The organism is Sulfidibacter corallicola, assembly GCF_017498545.1.
GTDB classification, from domain to species: Bacteria; Acidobacteriota; Holophagae; order Acanthopleuribacterales; family Acanthopleuribacteraceae; genus Sulfidibacter; species Sulfidibacter corallicola.
The window spans coordinates 9,215,034-9,233,677 of record NZ_CP071793.1 but is presented as its reverse complement, the minus strand read 5'-3'; the positions used below and the strand labels follow the sequence as shown (position 1 = coordinate 9,233,677).

Genomic DNA, 18,644 nt, shown 5'->3' with positions numbered 1-18,644 from the left:
CGTCCTTTCCTGCCTTCCGAAGTTCTTGGCTTCCTGCTTCATTTTTCGGGAGAATGACCCATGTTCCTTCGCCAGAAACTAATAATCGGAAGCCGCAGAGGGCGCGGCTCCCGTTTCTGACTCCACGGCTGGATTCGGGTAGAACGCCGGAGACGGGAACGCAAAACCCGAGCACACGGCTTGCGAGTGAGGATCAGCTAAGCGGCTGCTCCATGATACTCACCAGGGTGTTGTACATGTCGGCGGTCGGCCCGTCCCGAGAGATGACCGGGATCTCGCTACAATCCCGGAAGTTTTTTTCGGTCGTCTCGATCGGGCCGTGTTCGAGCGCGGTTTCGGCATTGGAAATGCCGTAGACGTGGGCAACCTCTTGGCGGACCTTGTACCGATTGATGTAGTAGCGGTATCGGGTGTGACAGAGGTAGTCCCGGCGGTCATACCGGTGTTGGGACTTGCGATGAACATTGAAGAAACTGGTGTTCAGGAAATAGGGATTGTTGGTGAAGCGCTCGTGTTTGAACACGAACAATTGGCGTGTTTCCGTCTGGTGCTCGATCGGCCAATCGAAAATTGGGCACTTGTTCAATCCGATCAAATCGAGAAGCAGCGATTGGTCGCTCTCCTTGTCCTGCGTCTTCAGAAGCTTGAAATTCAATCCGTCATCGGTCGCTTCCGGAATGCCGATGCACACGAAATAGGTGTTGTCCTGCAGGGCGGACTCGGGTACATCGAGACGGGTACCCACGTGCGACGATTCTTTTTCGACAGTGTTGTAATGGGTGGTGGAAGTATAGTAGGAAAGCCATTCTTTGGATACGCTTGCCAAAAGGTTGATCAGCGTTTTAACCGCTCTTGCCCCCATGAGTGCTCCTTTCGATTAAAGAATCATGCGAAAGGGGTTGGTACCCAAGTTCGCCGTGCTTCGATAGTTCAGGTTCCGTTGTGATGATGTGTCGCATCTGGATTGTTCCGGAGCGGGCGCCGTACCTCCCGGCAAGGGCGCGATTCGTTTGCGCTTGTCGATAAGCAAACCCAGGATGGTTTGATGGACCAGGTTTTCACTGTCGAACGGGATGGCACTGATGGTTCCCGACAGGAGGTCATCCGGTTTGGCCAACGCGTCGGCTTCGCTCATCAAGGTCAAAGAAAACGTCACCTGCGTGTCGTACAGCCGGAACCTGTATTTTCCGTACTCGTTTTTCTTGAACTCGTGGGCCTCGGTGTATCTCGGATTCAAGGTCATCGGGAAAAAGGAAATGATGCGGCCCATGTCTTCTCGAGAGGGTTTTTTCTCGGTGTCCTTGAGGACGTGCAGCAGCGCTTCGTCGATGGCCACGAAATACAATTTGGGATTGAGGAGCTGGTAGTGGTAATCGAGCTCGACTTTCGCTTCGGCTTCGCCGGCGGGAATCACGTCGTAATCGCAAACCACTTCGTCTTGGTTCTTCAGATGGTAAAGGAAAAGGTATCGCGTCGACTCGGTCAGGTTGTCGACCTGCATCTGATTTCGATCGGCGTTGATGCGTTGTTCATCAAACTCGATGTAGTTGGTGTAATGGAAGAATTCTTCCCGATTGTCGAATGCCTTGACTGTCCGCATGGCTTACCTCCCAGGGTGAAGGATCTTGCATCCTGTGGGACTTGCGTTGTAGAACGGATTCTTCAACCCTCGATGAGCGATTCGCCTCGATGCGATGCGTCGGGCCTCGAAAGCCCCACAGTCGAACGGGTCCATGCGAACTCGATCAAAAACTCGAGAAGATCTGCGAACGGTCGCCGGTCGCCAGGCGTCTTCGCCGCGTGTCCATGGCGCGCGCGTCACATGACTCCCGAGTTGGCTGGTGGTTCAGGTCGTTGCGCGAATACCCTGCATCACGGCGAAACGGGCGTTGATTTTCGCGGTGGTCCGGTCGCGATCAACGAGAAAGGGTGAGGGCGCGTGTGCCGTGAGAAACACGCGCACCGTTGACGTGTTGGTTCGGACCCGGCGAGGGGGGAGTCCGCGAGCGGGATCGCCCCTGGTACCGGAGGTGGAGGCCACGATCAGACGAATGCGTTGTTCCCGTCGTTGTCGTGGATGGCTTGGTCTCCGTGGTCATTGCTTTGGGTGGATCGGGAACCGGGCGCGCGGACCACGCGCGTTCGCGAGGCCTTGCCCTGGTTGACCGGCTGGGGACTTGGCTGTTTCGACTTGCGGGACCGCCCGATCACGCTGTTGGTGGCGTTCAGCAATTGCATCAGGCCGACCGTGGTCGCCGATTGGATGTGCGTCGCGGCGTTCTGTTGTTGGAGGGTGGCGTTGTGGGCCGCATTGGCCATCGCCTGGCTGGTTGAGATGAGGGCGTTGGTGGACGCGACCGATGGGGCGACACCCACCGTTTGTAGGTTCACTTGAGAGATCGAATCGGTGATCTGATCGTTCATTGCGGTTGGAAATGCCATGTTGGGGATCACTCCTCGTCAGGTGCGGGATGGACACCTGTATTTTGGTTGCACTGGTGACATGGGTGCCCCAAAGCGCGATAGATCGCGGACACCTGGCCGCCAGGGTTTGTGTGTGGATGCGGTTCAGGAACAGAGCGGGTTGTGCGGAGGCGGGGGATCGAATGGGGAAGGGGAAGGGGGCCCGGCGTGGTCCGGTCTTGCACTTCCCCTTGTCCCAAGGAAGAGATTCGCCTGGGATCGGGGGCTCCCAGACGAATCGGGGGGAATCCTATCTGCCGGGTCGAACCGAGCGGCGCCGGACCCGTCTCCGAGTGGACTCGGAGGACGGTGCGGCGCCACCGTTGCCTCGCGTCACCGGAAGCGAGGTGGCGACGTGAGGCCACGACCCCCATGGGATCATTTCAGTTCGATGATCTCTTTGGACGCCGTTCCGGTGGCAGCGGTGCCCAGGGCGAGTAGGCTCGTAACCCCTTGGGTGGTAGCCGCCTGCATGGTCATGAAGGCGTGTTGTTGGTTGCTGGTGGCGTTATGGGCCGCATTGCCCAGGGCTTGACTGGTCGCGAGGTAGAGATTGCTCGTGGAGACCGCGGGAGAGTCACCCACGACTTTGGTGTTGACCTGGGTGACGGAATCGGTGATCTGACTGTTGACTGCGGTTGGGAATGCCATTTTTGAACTCCTGTCCTTATCACGGAGGGTCGACGGCTGCGCCATCGATCCCAGAGTAGGTGTGACCTGAAGGGGGCGACACCCGAAGCGCCACAGGGAACGGGGAGAGCGAGCCCCCGGACGAGGATCGAGCAACGGTGGCTTCGGCCCTGGGGCCGACCCCGCCGCTCTTCTCCGTGGATCCCGTCTCGGCGGCCCCTGTGATTCGTCTTCCTGCGTCGCACCATGCAGGTTGCTTCTTTGTTGGTGTCCGGCTTGGCGAAAGGAAGGTGCCGAGCCGTGACCGAGAACGGAATGTGGCGAGGTCGAGGGCCGATTCGAGGGTTCCGATTTTTGGGTCATCGGCAACCGACCCTGGCGGATGCTGTTCCTTCAACCTCGCCCAGCCTTCATTTACTTGGAATCCAAGATGTTTTCCGAAGCTTCACCGGTGATGGTGGTGCCCAATTGCAGGAGGCTGGATACCCCTTGGGTGGTGGCGGCCTGCATGGTCATGTAGGCCTGTTGTTGGTTGCTGGTGGCATTGTGCGCGGCGTTGCTGAGTGCCTGGCTGGTGGCCAGGTAGAGGTTGGTCGTGGCGACGGCGGGAGAATCGCCGACGACTTTGGTGTTGACCTGAGTGACGGAATCGGTGATCTGGCTGTTGACTGCGGTGGGAAATGCCATGGTACGCTCCTATTTTTGGAAGAACTTGTGTGACCCGAGGGTCTTTGGTCGTGGGTTGAGGTGAGTGCGGCATTCGCGATCGGCGAGTTCGGTAGGCCGGCAACAGGGCCGAGGGCTTCCGCCCGACGCCCCTGGTGCCGAACGCGTCCTCCGCGCGGATCTGGGTTTTGAAGGATTGAGATCACGAAAAAGGAGACGAGAGCGGCGCAGTCGGTGTGCGCCCGATCACTGCCGAAGCGCGACCGGCGGTCCTTCGGGAAGCCGGACGGAGGGAACGCGACGGACAGCTTGGAGGAGAGAAAGGGAAGGGGAAGGGGTTAAGTCGCATCCTTTGGCGATCGTTCTTCGGGATCGATTCCGTCGGCATCCCGCTCGAAGGCGTTCTCGCGATCGGGGAACCCTTCGCGTCCTGCTGGGAAGTTGGGGGACGTTCCGTGGAAATACCATTCTTTGTAGGGGTCGCCCGTGGTGTAGTTGGCCAGCGCATCCTGCTGAACGGCCTGGGCTTCCCTTGCGACGGCCAAGTAGTCGAACTGTGAATCATCTCGCTTGTGCTTCATTCTGGGGCCTCCCAATGAGTGGTGGTGAGTCTGGTGGTTTGCTTCGCGAAGGGAACTCGGGCCGGACGCGATCTCGGCCATTGGCGGAATTCGGCTGGCGCAGGCGCGCCCCGAGGCGATCACGAATCCTTGCGGAAACGCGCCGTGCGAAGCGAGACCCACGGTCGTGAGGTGGCCAGGTCGCAAGCCGACCTCGAGTTCCCTTCCTTCGCGCCTAGTCGAAAAGTGCCGTGACATCTCGGTTTTTAAAGGCGGAACCAAAATTCGCGGTGGCCAGGCCGACAAGCGCTTCCCGAATCTGTTGGATCGAATCGAGGGAAATGCGAACGATTTTTCGATACTTCGGGTGGGGCTCCACCCATTTTGGTTTGGTGCTGTTGACGGTCATGTCGATCAGGTACAAATCTCGGGCGAACGGCATGTCGAATACGCGCTCCAGGGTGCTCAATACCGCGATCGCGCCGATCGAAATCTGAGCGTTTCGATACAGGTCGTCGATGGCGGCGATCAGGCCCACCTTGCATCCGGGCGTCGCCAGGATGGGCAGCTCCGTGCGCGCTTCCGCGTGGTGTTCCCAGAGGATCGAGTCGGGCCTCCGAGAGAACCCCACGATGCGTTTGGTGACGGACTGGATTTCGGACGCGAGTTTCTCCGTGAAGAGGCCCCAATCTGGGTCGCGTCGATGGTTCTTTCCCTCGTTCCCGAAACACTTCTGACCCGTGACCACGATCCGCTTCAAGGACTCGCGGACCCACCGTTTGTGATCGGCCAACTCCTGCAGCCGAGAAAACCGTTGGTGGGTGGACGGACCGGACTGGGACGTCACCGAAACTTCTTGGAACAATTTGGAGATGAGTCGGGGAAACTGGATCAAATCCGAGGAAAGTTCCGCGGAAAGCCATTCATCGCGGACGACTTTGGCTTTGACGATGGCGTCGATGGTCCAAACGTATTCGAAAAGGTAGTGCAGCAGGAGTTCCAAGCGTGGCTGGGTGGGATGGCGAACGGATTGGGGCACGATGTTTCTCCTGAAGGCGTCTCGCTGCCGTGGGGGAGTGGGGCTCGGGAGGGGGCGCCTTGCGGGTGGATAGGGGAGTTGGGTGGTGCCGAGCGAATCGGCACCTTGAAGGGCGCGGAACCTGGGTCCAAGTTGGGATGGGCTTGGTCAGGGGCGTAACTCTCCGATGGGATGAAGGACGGCGGTCATCGGTCGCCGGGTCACATCGCACGGTGACGGGAAGTCGCCGGCACGATACCCGTCGACACGAGGTGTCGGGCATGGGCCCGCGACACCCCATAACCGTGGCTGCCTGTCGAAAGGCAATGAGTTATCGCCTTATGACCCGCCCTCTGGGTCGGGACCGAACAACTCTTCTGGGGGAGGAACGAGCGCCATTGCCGCCGCCGTTGCCTTGCACGACTCCTTTGACTTCGTCCGAGACATTCTTCGATTCCTCCGAGACAAGTGCCGCCTCGACAGCGACAGATGCGGCCTCTTCGGAGACAGGATTCGTTGTTTCTGCCATGATTCACCTCGATTCTGATTGGTTTCTTTTCGGTACGATGGGTGTTGGGGGATTCACGTGCCGCGAAACCGGTCTCTTCAACCGGTTCGGGGCGCAGTTCCGCCGGCGAGGCTCGGGGCTCCTCCGGAAGTACCGCTTCCAAAGGCCTGGCAGGCTGATGGAGGCGAACACCACCGTTTCCACCAGGCGATGTGGTCGTGAATCCTGCGGATACGATCGCAGGAACGGGATGTGACGTGTCCCTTCCTGGATTTCGGGTTGGTTCGAAGAACGGAATGAAGCGGTTTCTGACAAGGCGGCGACCGCTCCAGGATCTGCTCGATCGAACCTCGAGGGACAGGTTCTTTCGAGGGCCGACGACGCGATTCGCGATGGCATCCACCGTCGGCTCGGCTTGGGATGCGACCGCAGGAGATCCCATCTCCTTGCGAGGTGCCGGTGGCGATCGGGTGTTCAACGCAAGGGAGATGCACGGCCCGGGGGAGATCAGGCCGAACCGGACAATTCCTTGCTGACGTTTTCGGCGTCTTTGACGACATTGGCAGCATCGTTGTTCGCCAGAACTTCGGCACTGGCTTCACAGCCCTCTTTGGAAACCTGGTCGCTGTCCTCGTGGGACTTACCTTCTTCAGACACCGCGGTGGACTCTTTTTCGACCGCGTTTTGTTCCGCTTCGCTGGCCATGGCTGCTCCTTTTGGCTCGAACGTTGGGTTCACCGCCAGGCGGTAAACAGTTGATCTCGCTTCCCGCCGGATACACGGGAAGGCGGCGATTGGCTCTCGGAGCCGCACGCCTGGCATAGGTGGAACGTTCGGAACGATCTTCCACTGGTTCGCGCGTGGCGAACCCGGGAAGCATGAACGCCGCAATGATCGGAGGATCTGGATAGGGGGTTGCGAAGGTGAGCGGGAACCATCTCGCGGGTTGCGTGAGGTCGCGAGCATCCGAAGAATCGCTTCGAGTCAGCCGTTTCGGGGCATGCCGAAGGCGTTCGAGCGACCGTGAACGAATGCGGTGATGCGCGTCACTTGGATGCCACCGACTGCAGGGTATCCAACAGTTCGGTGGCGCTGGTTCCGATTTGGTCGAAATTTTCGCGAGCGTCTTTCGCCATGGCACGAGCTTGGGCGATGGTCGCCATGTAGTGTCCTGAATGGCCTGGATCGGCCAGACACTTGGCGAGCGCCACACCAATGGTTGTCGCGGAAATGGAGTTCATGTTCCTCATGTTGTCCACGGAGTCCTGAAACGCGATGGCCAGCGTATGCGCCGCCGATAGGTAGGCTTTTTCCGAACCACTCGTGTTGATCTCCAACGAACTCTGAACCTGCTGTGGCGTCGGCTGTGCGACTTTCTCTTCACTCATGTCAACCCTCGTTTCGTGATTGGCGGGTACCGTTGTGTTTGGCCGGCGTTACCCGGCGGCGTTGCATACTGGTGGTGGGGGGACGGGGAGGAGTCTTCTGGGAAACGGCCGGCGAGGCCTCGCCCCCGTCAGGCCATGCCCGGTCATCGCGGTGGCGGGTCGGGTTCGCCGGGGTAGGTTTCGGGGGCATCCCCCGCGGTCGCTGGCGGCGCGATGGTTCGCATGCCGTTCGGTTCCCGCTCGATTTCTTGCGGGGCGTCGTAGGTGCCGGTCAATTCCGGCTCCGGCAAGGCTTCGAACGATCTCAGAATGAAGGAGAGGGCGGAGGTGATGGAGGCGTTGGTGGTCATTTGGGATTGGATTTGCGCATTCACGGCGTTGTGCATGGCCATGCCGAGGGCCTCGGCCATGACCGTATCCAAGATTTCGTGGCTTCGCGGGGAATACGCCTTGTCCTGGGGCACCAAATCCGGTTGTAGGGTGTTCAATGGATCGTTCGAGATGAGTTCCTTGCTCATGACACGACACTCCTCTTCCTCTCGTGGGTAGTGGATTCAATGAAATCAAGCTATCGCTTCGCGGGTTTTCTGACGACGCTTCTCTTCCGAAGACGATTCCCGCTCACATTTAGTGAAAGTATTTTTTGAACATTTGCGGCGGTTGCCGCCTGGGCCAGGATGTTGTTTTGCATTTGAATGGCCGCGGCATTCTGGGCCGCGAGCGCAAGCGACAGGCTCGTCGCCTGGTACAGTTGTGACACACTTTGGGCGGGGGTCTGTGCAACGGTTCCGGTTTCCTCCGCGGGCAGGTCCCCTGGCAGTTTTGTTGTCGAAACCGGAAAACCCATGGTCGTTCACTCGAGTTTGACGAGGGACGTTTTCGTTCAGGTCTGGAAAGCGTGGCGCGGCGTCGCGGAATCCTTGCCACGCGTGGCTCGATGCCGAGGATCGGATCCGTTCCGATACGTTTGGCGACTCACAACAACAGGTCTTTGTCACCTTGGCTCTGGTCGTTCTTCAAGTAATTGGAAAAGTGTTTCGAAAGCAATTCTTCCCATCCGATTTTCCAAATGACTTCCGTTCCCTGGACAATATGTCCCAGAACCTGGTCGTCCAACTGGAATTTGCAACCGCTGCCGGCTTCGGTCAGGTCGATGGTGATGAACGAGACGCCCGGCCCGCCCCAAGAAGGGAAAAGGTGCCCAACCAGCGATACATGCTTTTGAGGCACCAGCGCGGCCACTTGAAACCAGGTAAAACTCTCTCCCCGATCGCCGGTTTCGTAAACCTGTCCACCTACGCGAGTTTGGAACACCATTTTTTGTGAGGTAGAAAGAATATAAAAATCCTTGGGCATCCAATCGCTCATTTTCTGGGTGAACGCATGCCATACGTAGGTGCGGGGTAGCGGAAACACGATCTCTAAAAGCACTCGGGTATGACGTATCGACTGTGTGGGATTTTCATATGCTGCCATGGTGTTTTCCATCATCGTTAGAAATAGTGGAAAAGGATCGCCGAAAGGAGATCGATAGGTACGATTCGTCGCATCGATGGCAGAGCGGACATCGTGCGCTTTGCCCGACGAACGGGACGGAGAGAGTCGATCCAATGGGACTTGTTGCGCTGCGCTCGTGGCGGTCGCGCTCAATCCTTTCACCCGTTTTGACGACGAGGACGACCAGTTGTGACATTCTTTCGCCCGTTTCGCGGCGGGTCGCCTGCAAACCTCTGATGACACACTGGTTCGCTCATGCGCCTTTTAGCGCCCCCGGCTCCTGGCTTTCGACCAGGCCACGTCGTGTTCGGCGATACCCCACTTGAAGATGTGCGATGCACGATGAAGCGCCACACCCGATTCACGGAGTCCGGCCTCCAAGGCCGCGCCTCGGGCCCCGAAAATCAACCGGGTCGCCGTGATTTGGATCGATGCGAAAAAAAGACACGTCGCGGTGTCACAACAAGGCGAAATCGGAGTCTTTAGAAATACTGTGATTCCCGAACATGGCTCACCCAAGGTGGGCCCAGTATGGTCTCACCCGAAACCGAATGTGCAATCCCTGGTTCGAAGAGCCCCAGGTTGCGGTGAGACGGGTACGAGGAGTAGGATTCCGTGTTTTTGAAGCCCCGGTTCGATCCACCGTCGAACTACCTGACTTCCTTAAAGTTGGGTGAGGATACGATCTTGTTTTCGGTATCTCCCGACAACGTGGTTCGCTATCGAAGCACGTCCTGTCCGGATGCCGAACGTTCCGCTCGAGGTTCGTGGACACGGCCTCTTTCGCTGCCGATGTACCCGACCCGCCCCGAGATTTCAAGGACCTCGGAATCGCGTGGTGGCACAGGCCACCCGCGCTTGACCCGTGCCCACTTGGCCTCTTGCCAGGTTGCTTTTGCCGAGGGCCTGGTTCACGTCTTTCGCCTCGTACCCGGCGGGCAGGCGTGCATTTCGAAGCGTTCCAACGGGAGTGGCGAAGCGGTTTGCTCCGGGACCTTGTGGATCCAGCGATATCGCTGGGACAGGGATCGAAAGTGCCTGGTCTCGGAGCCGCTTCCCGGATGCCGGCGCCAAGGTTCCGGACCGGAGGACGAATTGCAACCGGGGATTGCGGTTGCGGTTTGGGGCGCACCGGTGCGGGGTTGGTTTTCCGTTCTTCGGGTTCCGCCAGGCGCCGGAGGCCCCGGTTTTTGGCAAGTGATTCACGTGGCGGAGGAAGCGGGTGGGGCCGAGGCGGCCGCGCCCAAGAGGCACTTGGTGGCGACGGCTCTCTTGGATGGCCCGCCTGGGATTTTGTGCGGCAAGGGCCAGGTGAGATCCTCCCTAGCTCCGGTTCTGGTCGAGGAAAGTTTGGTTCGGCGACAAGTCCTGCCTCCCCTGGGCATCGAGCGATTGGGACAGCTCCGCGGGCTGCGTTCTTCGGTCCCTCGATTTGAAATCGCCGACTGTCCGGTCACCACGCTGGTTTCGGGTCATCGCGGGGCCGACGCTCCTGCGAGAACGCCTTCCAACCAGGTGAAGTCGAGGGCCTCGGTGCGGCTGTCGGTGCCGGTTTGGGATCACTATCTTGGTTGCATGCGCGTGACCGTCGAAACACTCGCCATCGAGAAAGACGGAAGCCTGCGTCACGTCGAATCACCGAGCACGCCTCGCTCGAAGGTTTCCTAACCAGCGGGATCGCGCGCCGCGGCGGGTTCTCCAAAACGGTTCGCTTCGCGTTGTTTCTTTCTCGAAACGAGCCGGGTATGCCCGTTGGTCCGTGGCTCTCTTCAAGCGAAGTGGTGCATTCAACCCGCGATGGGTCTTGCCGCCGACGAATCTTCATCGGGAATCCGGGAAAATCGGAACCAGGAAAAGCGAGGCCATGGTTGCCCCGTCCTTTCCTGGCTTCCGCGATTCAGGGGTTCCTATATGATGGCGCTCGCCACGGCTGCGAGAATGATCGCGGCACCTGCGGACGTCACGGCCGATGCCGTGATTTTGTTCTGGGCCATCATGAAGGCCGTGTTCTCGGCCGAAAGCGCCATCGCATGCGAGGTGGCGACGTAAAGATTGCCCATGGCGAGGGAGGGCGCGCGGCCGATCACCTCGTCGTTGAGATTGGCGACGGCTTCGAGAGACACGGGGGTGGCGGCGATCATGGAAGTCCTCCTGGACGCGTGAACCTGTGGGGTTGGATGTTGGTGGAACGGTGCCGTTGGGTGGGCGAGAGGCCTCGTGAGCGGGTCGACCCGCCTTCGATTCTCGGCGGTGTCCCTTGCGGGATGTTACGGATCCGGATGCGGGGTCCGTGGATCCCGGCAGCGGCCGGCACGACGAGGGCTCCTTCGAGACGCGAGGGGTCGAGATGCACGTGCGGGTCGCAACGAGACGAAGTTTCGCGGTGACCACTGGCTCATTTCAACTCCACACGATTGTAGAAATTGATCAGGTAGGGATACAGGTGGTTGGTGATGAGATCCTTCCATCCATTTCTCCAAGTGTTTTCGGTATCGGCGGTGATGACGCCGATGGCTTGGTCCGTCAACAGCAGTTTGCAACCGGACGTCGTTTGGGAGAGGTCGAAGGTGAGGAACGAAACACCGGGCCCTCCCCAGGCAGGGAAGAGATAGCCTTTGAAGGCGATGTGGGTGTCGGGGATCATCGCGGTGATTTGGAACCACACCAAGCCACTGCCATGGTCACCTGCTTCGTAGACATTCCCGCCGATCTTTCTCTCGAACACCATGCGTTTGGAGGTGGGCAGGCTATAGTAAGTTTTGGGGATCCAGCGAGGCATGTGGTTGGTCAACGTGTTCCACACTTCTCCGCGTTCACTGGGAAAGTGGACCTCCAATTCGATCGTGGCATGTCGGATGACACTGGGTCGATCTTCACCTTGTTGCATCGATTACTCCCCCATGGTCGACCCGAGTCGAAGGCGTCGAACGATCCCGTCGGTTCGGGTCGAGAATTGATTTCTGCTTTGTCCTCGCACGCGTCGCGGTGGTTCGACATCCCGTGCTCCCTTCATAGGGTGCGTCCCTTTTTGGACATGCCGGAATGGTCGAGGATTTCGAAAACCAGGTATCGAGCCACCAAGGCGTCGCGCGCTCGTTCCGGACCCGATCGGTACGGATGCGGTACGGAAATGAAGGCCCAGGTCCAATTCCCGCCGAGCAGGAGCTCCTTGATGAAGTTTTGGAACGGTGCGTATTGATACACCGCCTCGGTCAGGGTCAGGATCAGGTGACCGCCGGGCCGAATGAGCCGGCAGATGTGGGACAGCAGCGATTTGTAGAATCGGCCCTGATCGAGGTGGGTATAGGTGACGATGTCGAAAGAGAGCGGAAGAAAGGGGAGCGGCGCCTTGAGCTTGGAGTGCACTAGGTTTTGGTAGTGGTTCCTGGCCTGTGCCAGACGCAGTTCGGGCTCGTCGTCGTGGAGCCCGGTGATCCGATGGAAGCCTCGCCGGTGAAGTTCCGCGCCCAGCAGGCCGTCGCCGCAGCGGAGATCGAGAATGTGCTCGTAGATTGCCGCAAATTCTTCCACCAAATTCGCGATCATGCGCGGCGCGTCTTCCCGCCAGGTGGGGGACAGGTGGTCTTTGGATCGGAAACCCAAGGTGGGTGTTTCTGCCTGTTTCAGGTCCATGCACAGAGATTGGGCGAATCGTGATGGCGATGGCGAGGGTATGACCGAATTCTCGAGATGGCTCATGTGTCAACCTTTCTATTTCGAGTGGGTTTAGGGCAGGAATCTACTCGAGGACATCGTGCGGGGCGGCCCGCGGTGGCGGGAACCTGTTCGAAGTGGGTGGCGGTGGCTGCGCCATCTGGGGTGATCGCGCCTCAGGAGAGGTCCAGAACACCATGGGCGTCGGTCGGAACCAGCGATCCCTCGAAGGGAACCGTAAGCGTGAGGACACCGTCTTGAAAATCGATATCCGCTTTTTTCCAATCCAAATTCGTCGGACACGAGAACGTTCGATTCGCGCTGCCAAAATAGGATTCGCGGTATTCCGGCTCGAAATTGCGCGGCTTTTCCCGCGAGAACCAAACGGTGAACGCACTCTTGTCGGGTCGAATGCGGATGTCGCGTTTTTTGACACCGGGCAGGTCGAGCACGTAGATCATTTGGTGCCGAATGTTGAAAATATTGACCTTGATGTCCGGATTCTGGGCATCCTGATCCGGCAAGTAATTTTGGATGACTTGATAGTAGGGATCTTCCTTGTCGGTGAAACCGGGTTTGTTTCTGCTTTTCCCTTGTTGACCGGCAGGGGAAATCCATTTTTTTTGTCTCATGCTTGGGTCCTCCAGGTGGGTTCGCGGGTCAATCGGATCGGAGTTTCGGGGTTCGCGGGGGCCGGCGTCGAGGAACGCCTTCTCTGGGCCCGTCGAGTCGATCGGGAGTGCGAAGACGACCGCCACCGCGGTTTTCGGAACTGTGGCGGAAGGGGTCTCAGCCTCGTTCCGTCTAGATTTAAGACGAAGCGGATGGATCCTTGTGAGTGAAGAATCGCGGCCAGAACCCGGTGGGACCAGGGCCTCGTGCCATTGGGGCCCGGTCCGGTCCGTTTCGGAGGATGCGCGGCTCGACAGAATCCCGGCCAGGCTCAATGGCGCAGGAAATATTTGATCGTGCGGTCGTTCGTCGGTTGAATCGGTCGTGCGTTGGACTTCATCGAACCGAGCAGCCGGCGGTACTGAAAATCGGCGATGTCCAAGGGGGTATCGAAAACCGTCCAAATCACGCCTTCGGTATGTGGTGCCGTGGTCAGGGATCCCAGATAGCGATAGTAACTTCCCTTGTCGGGAATGAAATGCGTCAAGTCGACCGGGTCCGGCTGCGTCCCCGTTGGGTCGCATGGATTGCCCAAGGCGGAATCGAGAATGCGTTCGAAGCCGGGATTGAATTTGTCCACCTGGAAGAGCACGCCCACGACCGCTGTCAATTGGTGCCGGTGATGGACCAGGTGAGCGCTCATGGCGAACCGTTTGTTCGCGATCTTGTGTTCGCTCGGGGTGTGGAACTGAAGCCGGTCCAATTCGAAAAAATCGCCCATCAGAAACATGCCGATCGGCGGGTGTGCGGAAGCGACGGGAATTTCCAGTGATCGATCGGTCAGGCGAGCCGGATGCAAGGGGACCGGACCGTAGCGGAACGAGATCCTCCCGAACGCTCCTTTGTGCTTCTTGCCAAGATCGATGGGCGATTGGAGGTTGCCGGAACCGACTTGTTCCCAGTCGGAAATCGGAATGCCATAGACGCGCGGAGCCCGGCCGAAAAAGGTTCGGCGTTTCGGTGGGGTATTGGGTCCACGGCCGAGAAAATAAAAACCCTTGTTCATGCAAAACCTCATCTGTGATGACCGCTCAGGCCCGTGTCGAACGGAAGACGGGAGCGACAGCGTTTGGCCTGGGCCGCCGCCGACGGGCATTTCGAACGGCGACCACCTGCCGGTCGATGTCGTGGGATCGATGCGTCGAAACGCGAGGGTGGGTTACGGCGACCCTGGCCACGCGCCCGGCCGCGCCTGGGCGTCTTTGAAGTCGTTTTTCGCGTCGTTCATGCCCGCTTGGGCTCCATGCCCGCAGCACAACGGCTCCTGAAGGAAAAAATGGCTTCCGGCCGTGTCGGCGTTACATTGCTGGCACGGCCGGAAGCCGAAGGAGGGACTCCTTTGGAGAGGTGGAATCGGTGGTGTTCGGTTGGGTGATCGACTTCGGCTTCGCTGCCGGCATGGATCGGAAATGTCGGGCTCGGGGGCGCTTGCCGACAGGTGCCGTTCCGGACCTGACCCTGTCCCGTTCAGAAGGGGAAGTAGTGGTACGGCCGGTGCGTTCCCCTGTGCCCCCTACCTCGCCCAGGCCCCTCCTTGGTGGCGCCCGCCCATCGAAAACGCACGGTGGATTCGCCCGAACAGGCCTGCCAGACGCTGCGCACCTTGAGTAGGTATGTCAAGGGACGCAACATGTTGATCGTGATCCTGGCGTTTCGCGATTCGCCGGTATCTTCGTCTCGAGCGACATGGAGTTGCGGCTTGTGCGGAAGACCGGGAAATTGGACGTAGAGGTCCAGGTGCGTATCGGCGTTACCCGATGTCTCGATCGTGTACAACCCCGATGGGCCGGGCTCCAAGACAAAATCCTGCTGGCGGAGATCGGCATCGAGCCGAACCCATCGATCGTGGTGTAAGGTGCTCGTGGCATGACTGGCTTTGTCCCCATATAGTTTCTTGATCACTTCGATATCCCCCTGGTCCAGTTGCAAGGGTTCATCGATGCCACACTCATCGTAGGGAGAAGGTGCCGAGATCAAGGTCGGGTCGAAAGCGTATTCCATGATGGACTTGGGGTTCCAATCGTCTCCGTAATAATATCCCGGCGGATTTTTATGGATAATATTGTTGTATGTCGTTTCTTTGTCCCAATTGTTGGGTGGATTGCCCAAGTCTTCGTAAACCGCGGCTTCGTTCCACTTGATTCCGCCCCTGGGGTTTTGGTGTGCGTGAAATAGTCCCAGCGCATGTCCGAGCTCATGTAATGCCGTTCCGTATCCCGATCGAGTCGTCAAATCCCAGCCGAAATTCATCGTCGGCATGCTTTTCGAGACCTTTCGATTCTCCGTGCCTACGTACGACCAAGATCCATCCGTTCGGCAAAACCCGATGCGCAGCAAGGAATCTTCTTGATCGCCGATGGGTTGGAAATCCAGATCCATTCCGGTTCGGGTCTTCCATTCGTTCATCGCCTTTTCGACCTGCTTCATTTGTTCCTTGTCCGAGGTGCCCCATTTCCCGTCCTTCAGGAACACGTAGGTCAGGACTTCTCCCTTTGGCCAGACGAATTCTTCCGCCCGCAATCCCGCCATTCGCTCGTCGGGGAGCCGCTGAGAAATTCGCTTGATCAGGGGAGGGACGATCTTGCAAAGCAGGGGTTTGTCTCGATCCTTCGCCTGGTTGGTCGGAGCATTTCCGCCTGATGGGCGAGCCGAGATCCAGCGCCGCCGGATAATCAGGCGATTCGATCCCAAAATCGCGATTCGCTGATGGAGAATGCGTCTACTGCGTCCCGCGCTGCGCCTCTTGACGCGGAATTTGATCCAACGGATTTTGCCTCTGTAACGCGCCATGGCTTTCGGCCTCACTGATCTGATGTTGCATAGTGGGTTTAGGGCATGGTTCAGGAATACTGTTTTGATCTATCGGGGATAACCGCTGCCCTGAGGAACCTGCGGCAGGCTTGCCTCGGGAACCAAGCTGGACGTGAAACCGTTGAGGTCGATCTCCACTCCGGTCGGCGATGACCGCTGGCTTTCTTGAAAAGACCTTGGCGGGCAGCGTGGAAGGAATCGTTACTATGTAGTGCCCATCCAGAAACAGGGTGTTTTTGTTAGGGATCCTCTGAATCGGTCGGGTTTCCAATGCAAGCTGCTATCAGCCTTCAGGTATCAGGTTTCAGCTAATTACCTTCGAACAAGTATCTTGCTGAAACCTGACGCCTGATACCTGATCGCGTGCCCATCCAGTCAAACCACCCAGGGCTGGCAGCCTTTCCGTTTCTGGATGGGCACTATGTAGAGTTCGTCTCATGCCAAACGAAACGCACTGTGTCTCTCGCGTTGGGAAAAAGAGGTCGGAAGTCGGTTCCGTGACCTACTTCCGACCTGCTCATGTTACAGCCCGTTTCACCCAATGGGACGAAGGGCTCCCGCGATTGTGATGCATCAATTTCCGCGATGACCGGCGATTTGGAACGAAGTAAGTGTGGGACAAGGATTGCGGCTCGATCATCCGGTGGAGGTTGCGGCTGTGTTCTCTCTTCGTGGGTCCCCGCCGGCACTTTTTCGCTTTCCGGTGCCCTCGAGCACGGCGCTCCGGTGGGTCTCGTTTGGGCAGGTGGGCGGTGGCACCCCAGGTATTCACACAGGATCCTCTCAGGCGTCTTATTGACAGCACGCATTGGAGGGTCGCTTCCTTTTGGGGGGAGTCGATCCCGCGATCGGATCGATTCCTTCGGGGGTGATTCGCATGCGATGGAACGGTTCGTCGCGCCTTCGGTGTTGGTTTGTGCGCCGTGGGCCCATCGAAATGGTTCCTCGCGTGACGCAATCCGGCATGGCAGGAACTGTCGCTCGGTTCGATCGAACCCTGGGAATGCGAACCCCTCGGTGCGGGTCGAAACAGGGAACCCATCCTTGGGTTCCCTGTCTTCCCCGAATGGGTGGCGCCATCCCCACGACCCCTTTATCGCCTCCGAAACCTTTGTCGGACTTGGGATTTTTCCCGAGACGAGGCGACCTGGGTCGACCGCTTGGGCGTGTCGCGGTTCCCTGTCCATGGTCCGAGACCGGGGTCGAACCTCGGTGCCGGGCGAGCAGTTCCTGCCGGGACGAATCGCGGATCGGGCCTCGACCGCGATGCGACCGAGGACCTCTCTTCGTTGGTTACCCACTTGGGCGCATGGAAAAGTCGGGATCCAGCCAGGTCTTGTTTGCATAGGGATCGTGAAACGAGGTGGGATTTTCGATGATGCGTCGAAAAGCATCCATATCGATGGACAGATTGTCGATATGGACCTCGCTGGTTCGATCCGAAGTGATCAACACACTCCTGGCCGCCGGCAGGATCATCTTTTCGATGACTCGCGGCGTAAACGACTGGGTGAAGTACTCCCAGACCGTCATGTCGCAGGGTGGGCGCCACCCCAAACCCATGGCCAATTTGAAAACCGGCTCGACGGTATCCATGATTCCTTTGTTCAAGGTGCAGGTTATGGCGCGCAGGCCGGCGATGCCTCGAAGCAGATTCTGGAATTGACCGAAATGGTCTGAATGATGCGTCCCTTCCCGATTGGCGACTTCCGAGGCCACATTCCAATTGAAATAGCGGCGATCGAAGATCAATTGAATGATGCTGTCCGCTTGAATATGGCTTCGGACATGGAATTCACGCTTTCGATCGGTGAACAAAATGCTCATCATGTTCGCCAAATAACACCAGGTATCCGTCAAGAAATGCCAAAGGCGCGTTTTGCAGAATCTCGGAAAGTTCAAATGACTGTGGTTGGTGAGGGTTCCCGTGGCGTACACGGCCAGCACGAATAGGAAGAGTTTTTGGAACAGCGCCAGTTGGGAGATGTGATTGGTTCGGAAGAAGCTGTGTTGCAGGTTCTCGGCTTCCGCCAGGATCGAGCGAAACAGGGGCACGGTGTCCGAAAGGGGTTGTGACTTCGCGGCCTTCCTGCGATGGCAGGTCAGGTAGACGTCGAAGGCTCTGCCGGCTCGGTTCAATCGCCGATCGAGATCGCTGTTCGTCGGGGTCGACTCGAATCGCTCGAGACTCGCGTCGCATTTTCTTTGGTGGGACTTCCATCGGAGGCGTTCGTCTGGCCACCTGGTGAACAGGTGAGAGCCTTTATCCAGATATTTGGCCGGTGGAACCGGCAGGCTCCGGTACAGTGAGGCGATGTGCCTGTTGATCCGCTTTCCCAAGTGGTTTTCCTGAACGTTGGCGAAGCGAGCGCCCCCAAATCCCTTAAAAAATAAATAACTCTCCAAGGCGTAGGACGATAATAACTTCCGTTCCATGCCCGATAATGTAAATTCCTTTGGATTGTCCGTGACATGCCAAAGGTGGGGCCTATGGATCGGAGAAAGTGTCGCTTCGTTTCGGGACGGCGTGTGCTTGATGTCGGCACTTTCCAATAACCACCGGAGCCGTGGTTGAACGCCGGTTGCATCGATATAGTCTTCCGCCAGAATGTGGGCGATTTTTTCCTTGATGTCGAGAATTCGCGCATTGTGGGATTCAAACGGTACCGTTTGTGTCAGCTCCTTGCCCGAGGAATGATCGACAATACATAAATTGGAATGGGATCGATCGGAAAACCGTACGCCGATCGATTTGAAGCGAGTTTCGTACAAGTGCC

General features: G+C 58.3%; 20 protein-coding genes. 1 reads left to right on the top strand and 19 read right to left on the bottom strand.

Annotated elements, in window-relative coordinates; genetic code table 11:
- Positions 1–193 precede the first annotated feature (193 nt).
- From J3U87_RS27970 to J3U87_RS27920, 12 genes are all read right to left on the bottom strand, one after another.
- Positions 194–862: a hypothetical protein gene (locus J3U87_RS27970; protein WP_237379084.1), complete on the bottom strand. Its 669-nt coding sequence runs from the start codon at positions 860–862 to the stop codon at positions 194–196.
- A 15-nt stretch (positions 863–877) separates the two neighbouring features.
- Positions 878–1,600 carry a hypothetical protein gene (locus J3U87_RS27965; protein WP_237379083.1) on the bottom strand — a complete coding sequence of 241 codons (723 nt, stop codon included), beginning with the start codon at positions 1,598–1,600 and terminating at the stop codon, positions 878–880.
- A 443-nt stretch (positions 1,601–2,043) separates the two neighbouring features.
- Positions 2,044–2,442 (bottom strand): RebB family R body protein, encoded by a 399-nt coding sequence (locus J3U87_RS27960; RefSeq protein WP_237379082.1) that lies wholly within the window; start codon positions 2,440–2,442, stop codon positions 2,044–2,046.
- A 399-nt stretch (positions 2,443–2,841) separates the two neighbouring features.
- Positions 2,842–3,114: a RebB family R body protein gene (locus J3U87_RS27955; protein ID WP_237379081.1), complete on the bottom strand. Its 273-nt coding sequence runs from the start codon at positions 3,112–3,114 to the stop codon at positions 2,842–2,844.
- Positions 3,115–3,507: 393 nt separating this feature from the next.
- Positions 3,508–3,780: a RebB family R body protein gene (locus J3U87_RS27950; protein ID WP_237379080.1), complete on the bottom strand. Its 273-nt coding sequence runs from the start codon at positions 3,778–3,780 to the stop codon at positions 3,508–3,510.
- Between the two features lie 317 nt (positions 3,781–4,097).
- A complete protein-coding gene (locus J3U87_RS27945; protein WP_237379079.1) occupies positions 4,098–4,340 on the bottom strand; it encodes a hypothetical protein in 243 nt (80 codons plus the stop codon).
- A gap of 214 nt (positions 4,341–4,554) precedes the next feature.
- Positions 4,555–5,358: a hypothetical protein gene (locus J3U87_RS27940; protein ID WP_237379078.1), complete on the bottom strand. Its 804-nt coding sequence runs from the start codon at positions 5,356–5,358 to the stop codon at positions 4,555–4,557.
- 994 nt (positions 5,359–6,352) lie between these two features.
- A complete protein-coding gene (locus tag J3U87_RS27935; RefSeq protein WP_237379077.1) occupies positions 6,353–6,550 on the bottom strand; it encodes a hypothetical protein in 198 nt (65 codons plus the stop codon).
- A 341-nt stretch (positions 6,551–6,891) separates the two neighbouring features.
- Positions 6,892–7,233, bottom strand: coding sequence for a hypothetical protein (locus J3U87_RS27930; protein WP_237379076.1), 342 nt, complete (start codon positions 7,231–7,233; stop codon positions 6,892–6,894).
- Positions 7,234–7,376: 143 nt separating this feature from the next.
- A complete protein-coding gene (locus J3U87_RS27925) occupies positions 7,377–7,751 on the bottom strand; it encodes a RebB family R body protein (protein WP_237379075.1) in 375 nt (124 codons plus the stop codon).
- A 50-nt stretch (positions 7,752–7,801) separates the two neighbouring features.
- Positions 7,802–8,080, bottom strand: a complete 279-nt coding sequence (locus J3U87_RS35400; RefSeq protein ID WP_420038226.1) for a RebB family R body protein — start codon at positions 8,078–8,080, stop codon at positions 7,802–7,804.
- 128 nt (positions 8,081–8,208) lie between these two features.
- Positions 8,209–8,883: an SRPBCC family protein gene (locus J3U87_RS27920; protein WP_237379074.1), complete on the bottom strand. Its 675-nt coding sequence runs from the start codon at positions 8,881–8,883 to the stop codon at positions 8,209–8,211.
- 462 nt (positions 8,884–9,345) lie between these two features.
- Here J3U87_RS27920 and J3U87_RS27915 point away from each other — a divergent pair, with 462 nt between their 5' ends.
- Positions 9,346–10,398, top strand: a complete 1,053-nt coding sequence (locus tag J3U87_RS27915; RefSeq protein WP_237379073.1) for a hypothetical protein — start codon at positions 9,346–9,348, stop codon at positions 10,396–10,398.
- A 239-nt stretch (positions 10,399–10,637) separates the two neighbouring features.
- Here the strand turns inward: J3U87_RS27915 and J3U87_RS27910 are convergent, their stop codons facing one another.
- From J3U87_RS27910 to J3U87_RS27880, 7 genes are all read right to left on the bottom strand, one after another.
- Positions 10,638–10,871, bottom strand: coding sequence for a RebB family R body protein (locus tag J3U87_RS27910; RefSeq protein ID WP_237379072.1), 234 nt, complete (start codon positions 10,869–10,871; stop codon positions 10,638–10,640).
- A 254-nt stretch (positions 10,872–11,125) separates the two neighbouring features.
- A complete protein-coding gene (locus tag J3U87_RS27905; RefSeq protein ID WP_237379071.1) occupies positions 11,126–11,617 on the bottom strand; it encodes an SRPBCC family protein in 492 nt (163 codons plus the stop codon).
- Between the two features lie 122 nt (positions 11,618–11,739).
- Positions 11,740–12,429, bottom strand: coding sequence for a methyltransferase domain-containing protein (locus tag J3U87_RS27900; RefSeq protein WP_237379070.1), 690 nt, complete (start codon positions 12,427–12,429; stop codon positions 11,740–11,742).
- 131 nt (positions 12,430–12,560) lie between these two features.
- Positions 12,561–13,016, bottom strand: coding sequence for an Hsp20/alpha crystallin family protein (locus tag J3U87_RS27895; protein WP_237379069.1), 456 nt, complete (start codon positions 13,014–13,016; stop codon positions 12,561–12,563).
- Positions 13,017–13,327: 311 nt separating this feature from the next.
- Entirely contained in the window at positions 13,328–14,062 is a 735-nt protein-coding gene (locus tag J3U87_RS27890) for a carbonic anhydrase family protein (protein WP_237379068.1), read from the bottom strand.
- A gap of 461 nt (positions 14,063–14,523) precedes the next feature.
- The gene (locus J3U87_RS27885) at positions 14,524–15,585 is read right to left on the bottom strand and encodes a M12 family metallopeptidase (RefSeq protein ID WP_237379067.1); all 1,062 of its coding nucleotides are present in this window, start codon (positions 15,583–15,585) and stop codon (positions 14,524–14,526) included.
- 1,575 nt (positions 15,586–17,160) lie between these two features.
- Entirely contained in the window at positions 17,161–18,006 is an 846-nt protein-coding gene (locus tag J3U87_RS27880) for a hypothetical protein (RefSeq protein WP_237379066.1), read from the bottom strand.
- Between the last annotated feature and the right edge of the window lie 638 nt (positions 18,007–18,644).

Coding starts and splice junctions, on each gene's coding strand:
- J3U87_RS27935 (WP_237379077.1), bottom strand. CDS start 6,550: ATGGCCAGCGAAGCGGAACAAAACGCGGTCGAAAAAGAGTCCACCGCG.
- J3U87_RS27930 (WP_237379076.1), bottom strand. CDS start 7,233: ATGAGTGAAGAGAAAGTCGCACAGCCGACGCCACAGCAGGTTCAGAGT.
- J3U87_RS27955 (WP_237379081.1), bottom strand. CDS start 3,114: ATGGCATTCCCAACCGCAGTCAACAGTCAGATCACCGATTCCGTCACC.
- J3U87_RS27890 (WP_237379068.1), bottom strand. CDS start 14,062: ATGAACAAGGGTTTTTATTTTCTCGGCCGTGGACCCAATACCCCACCG.
- J3U87_RS27945 (WP_237379079.1), bottom strand. CDS start 4,340: ATGAAGCACAAGCGAGATGATTCACAGTTCGACTACTTGGCCGTCGCA.
- J3U87_RS27910 (WP_237379072.1), bottom strand. CDS start 10,871: ATGATCGCCGCCACCCCCGTGTCTCTCGAAGCCGTCGCCAATCTCAAC.
- J3U87_RS27895 (WP_237379069.1), bottom strand. CDS start 13,016: ATGAGACAAAAAAAATGGATTTCCCCTGCCGGTCAACAAGGGAAAAGC.
- J3U87_RS27960 (WP_237379082.1), bottom strand. CDS start 2,442: ATGGCATTTCCAACCGCAATGAACGATCAGATCACCGATTCGATCTCT.
- J3U87_RS27885 (WP_237379067.1), bottom strand. CDS start 15,585: ATGGCGGGATTGCGGGCGGAAGAATTCGTCTGGCCAAAGGGAGAAGTC.
- J3U87_RS27965 (WP_237379083.1), bottom strand. CDS start 1,600: ATGCGGACAGTCAAGGCATTCGACAATCGGGAAGAATTCTTCCATTAC.
- J3U87_RS27925 (WP_237379075.1), bottom strand. CDS start 7,751: ATGAGCAAGGAACTCATCTCGAACGATCCATTGAACACCCTACAACCG.
- J3U87_RS27970 (WP_237379084.1), bottom strand. CDS start 862: ATGGGGGCAAGAGCGGTTAAAACGCTGATCAACCTTTTGGCAAGCGTA.
- J3U87_RS35400 (WP_420038226.1), bottom strand. CDS start 8,080: ATGGGTTTTCCGGTTTCGACAACAAAACTGCCAGGGGACCTGCCCGCG.
- J3U87_RS27905 (WP_237379071.1), bottom strand. CDS start 11,617: ATGCAACAAGGTGAAGATCGACCCAGTGTCATCCGACATGCCACGATC.
- J3U87_RS27950 (WP_237379080.1), bottom strand. CDS start 3,780: ATGGCATTTCCCACCGCAGTCAACAGCCAGATCACCGATTCCGTCACT.
- J3U87_RS27900 (WP_237379070.1), bottom strand. CDS start 12,429: ATGAGCCATCTCGAGAATTCGGTCATACCCTCGCCATCGCCATCACGA.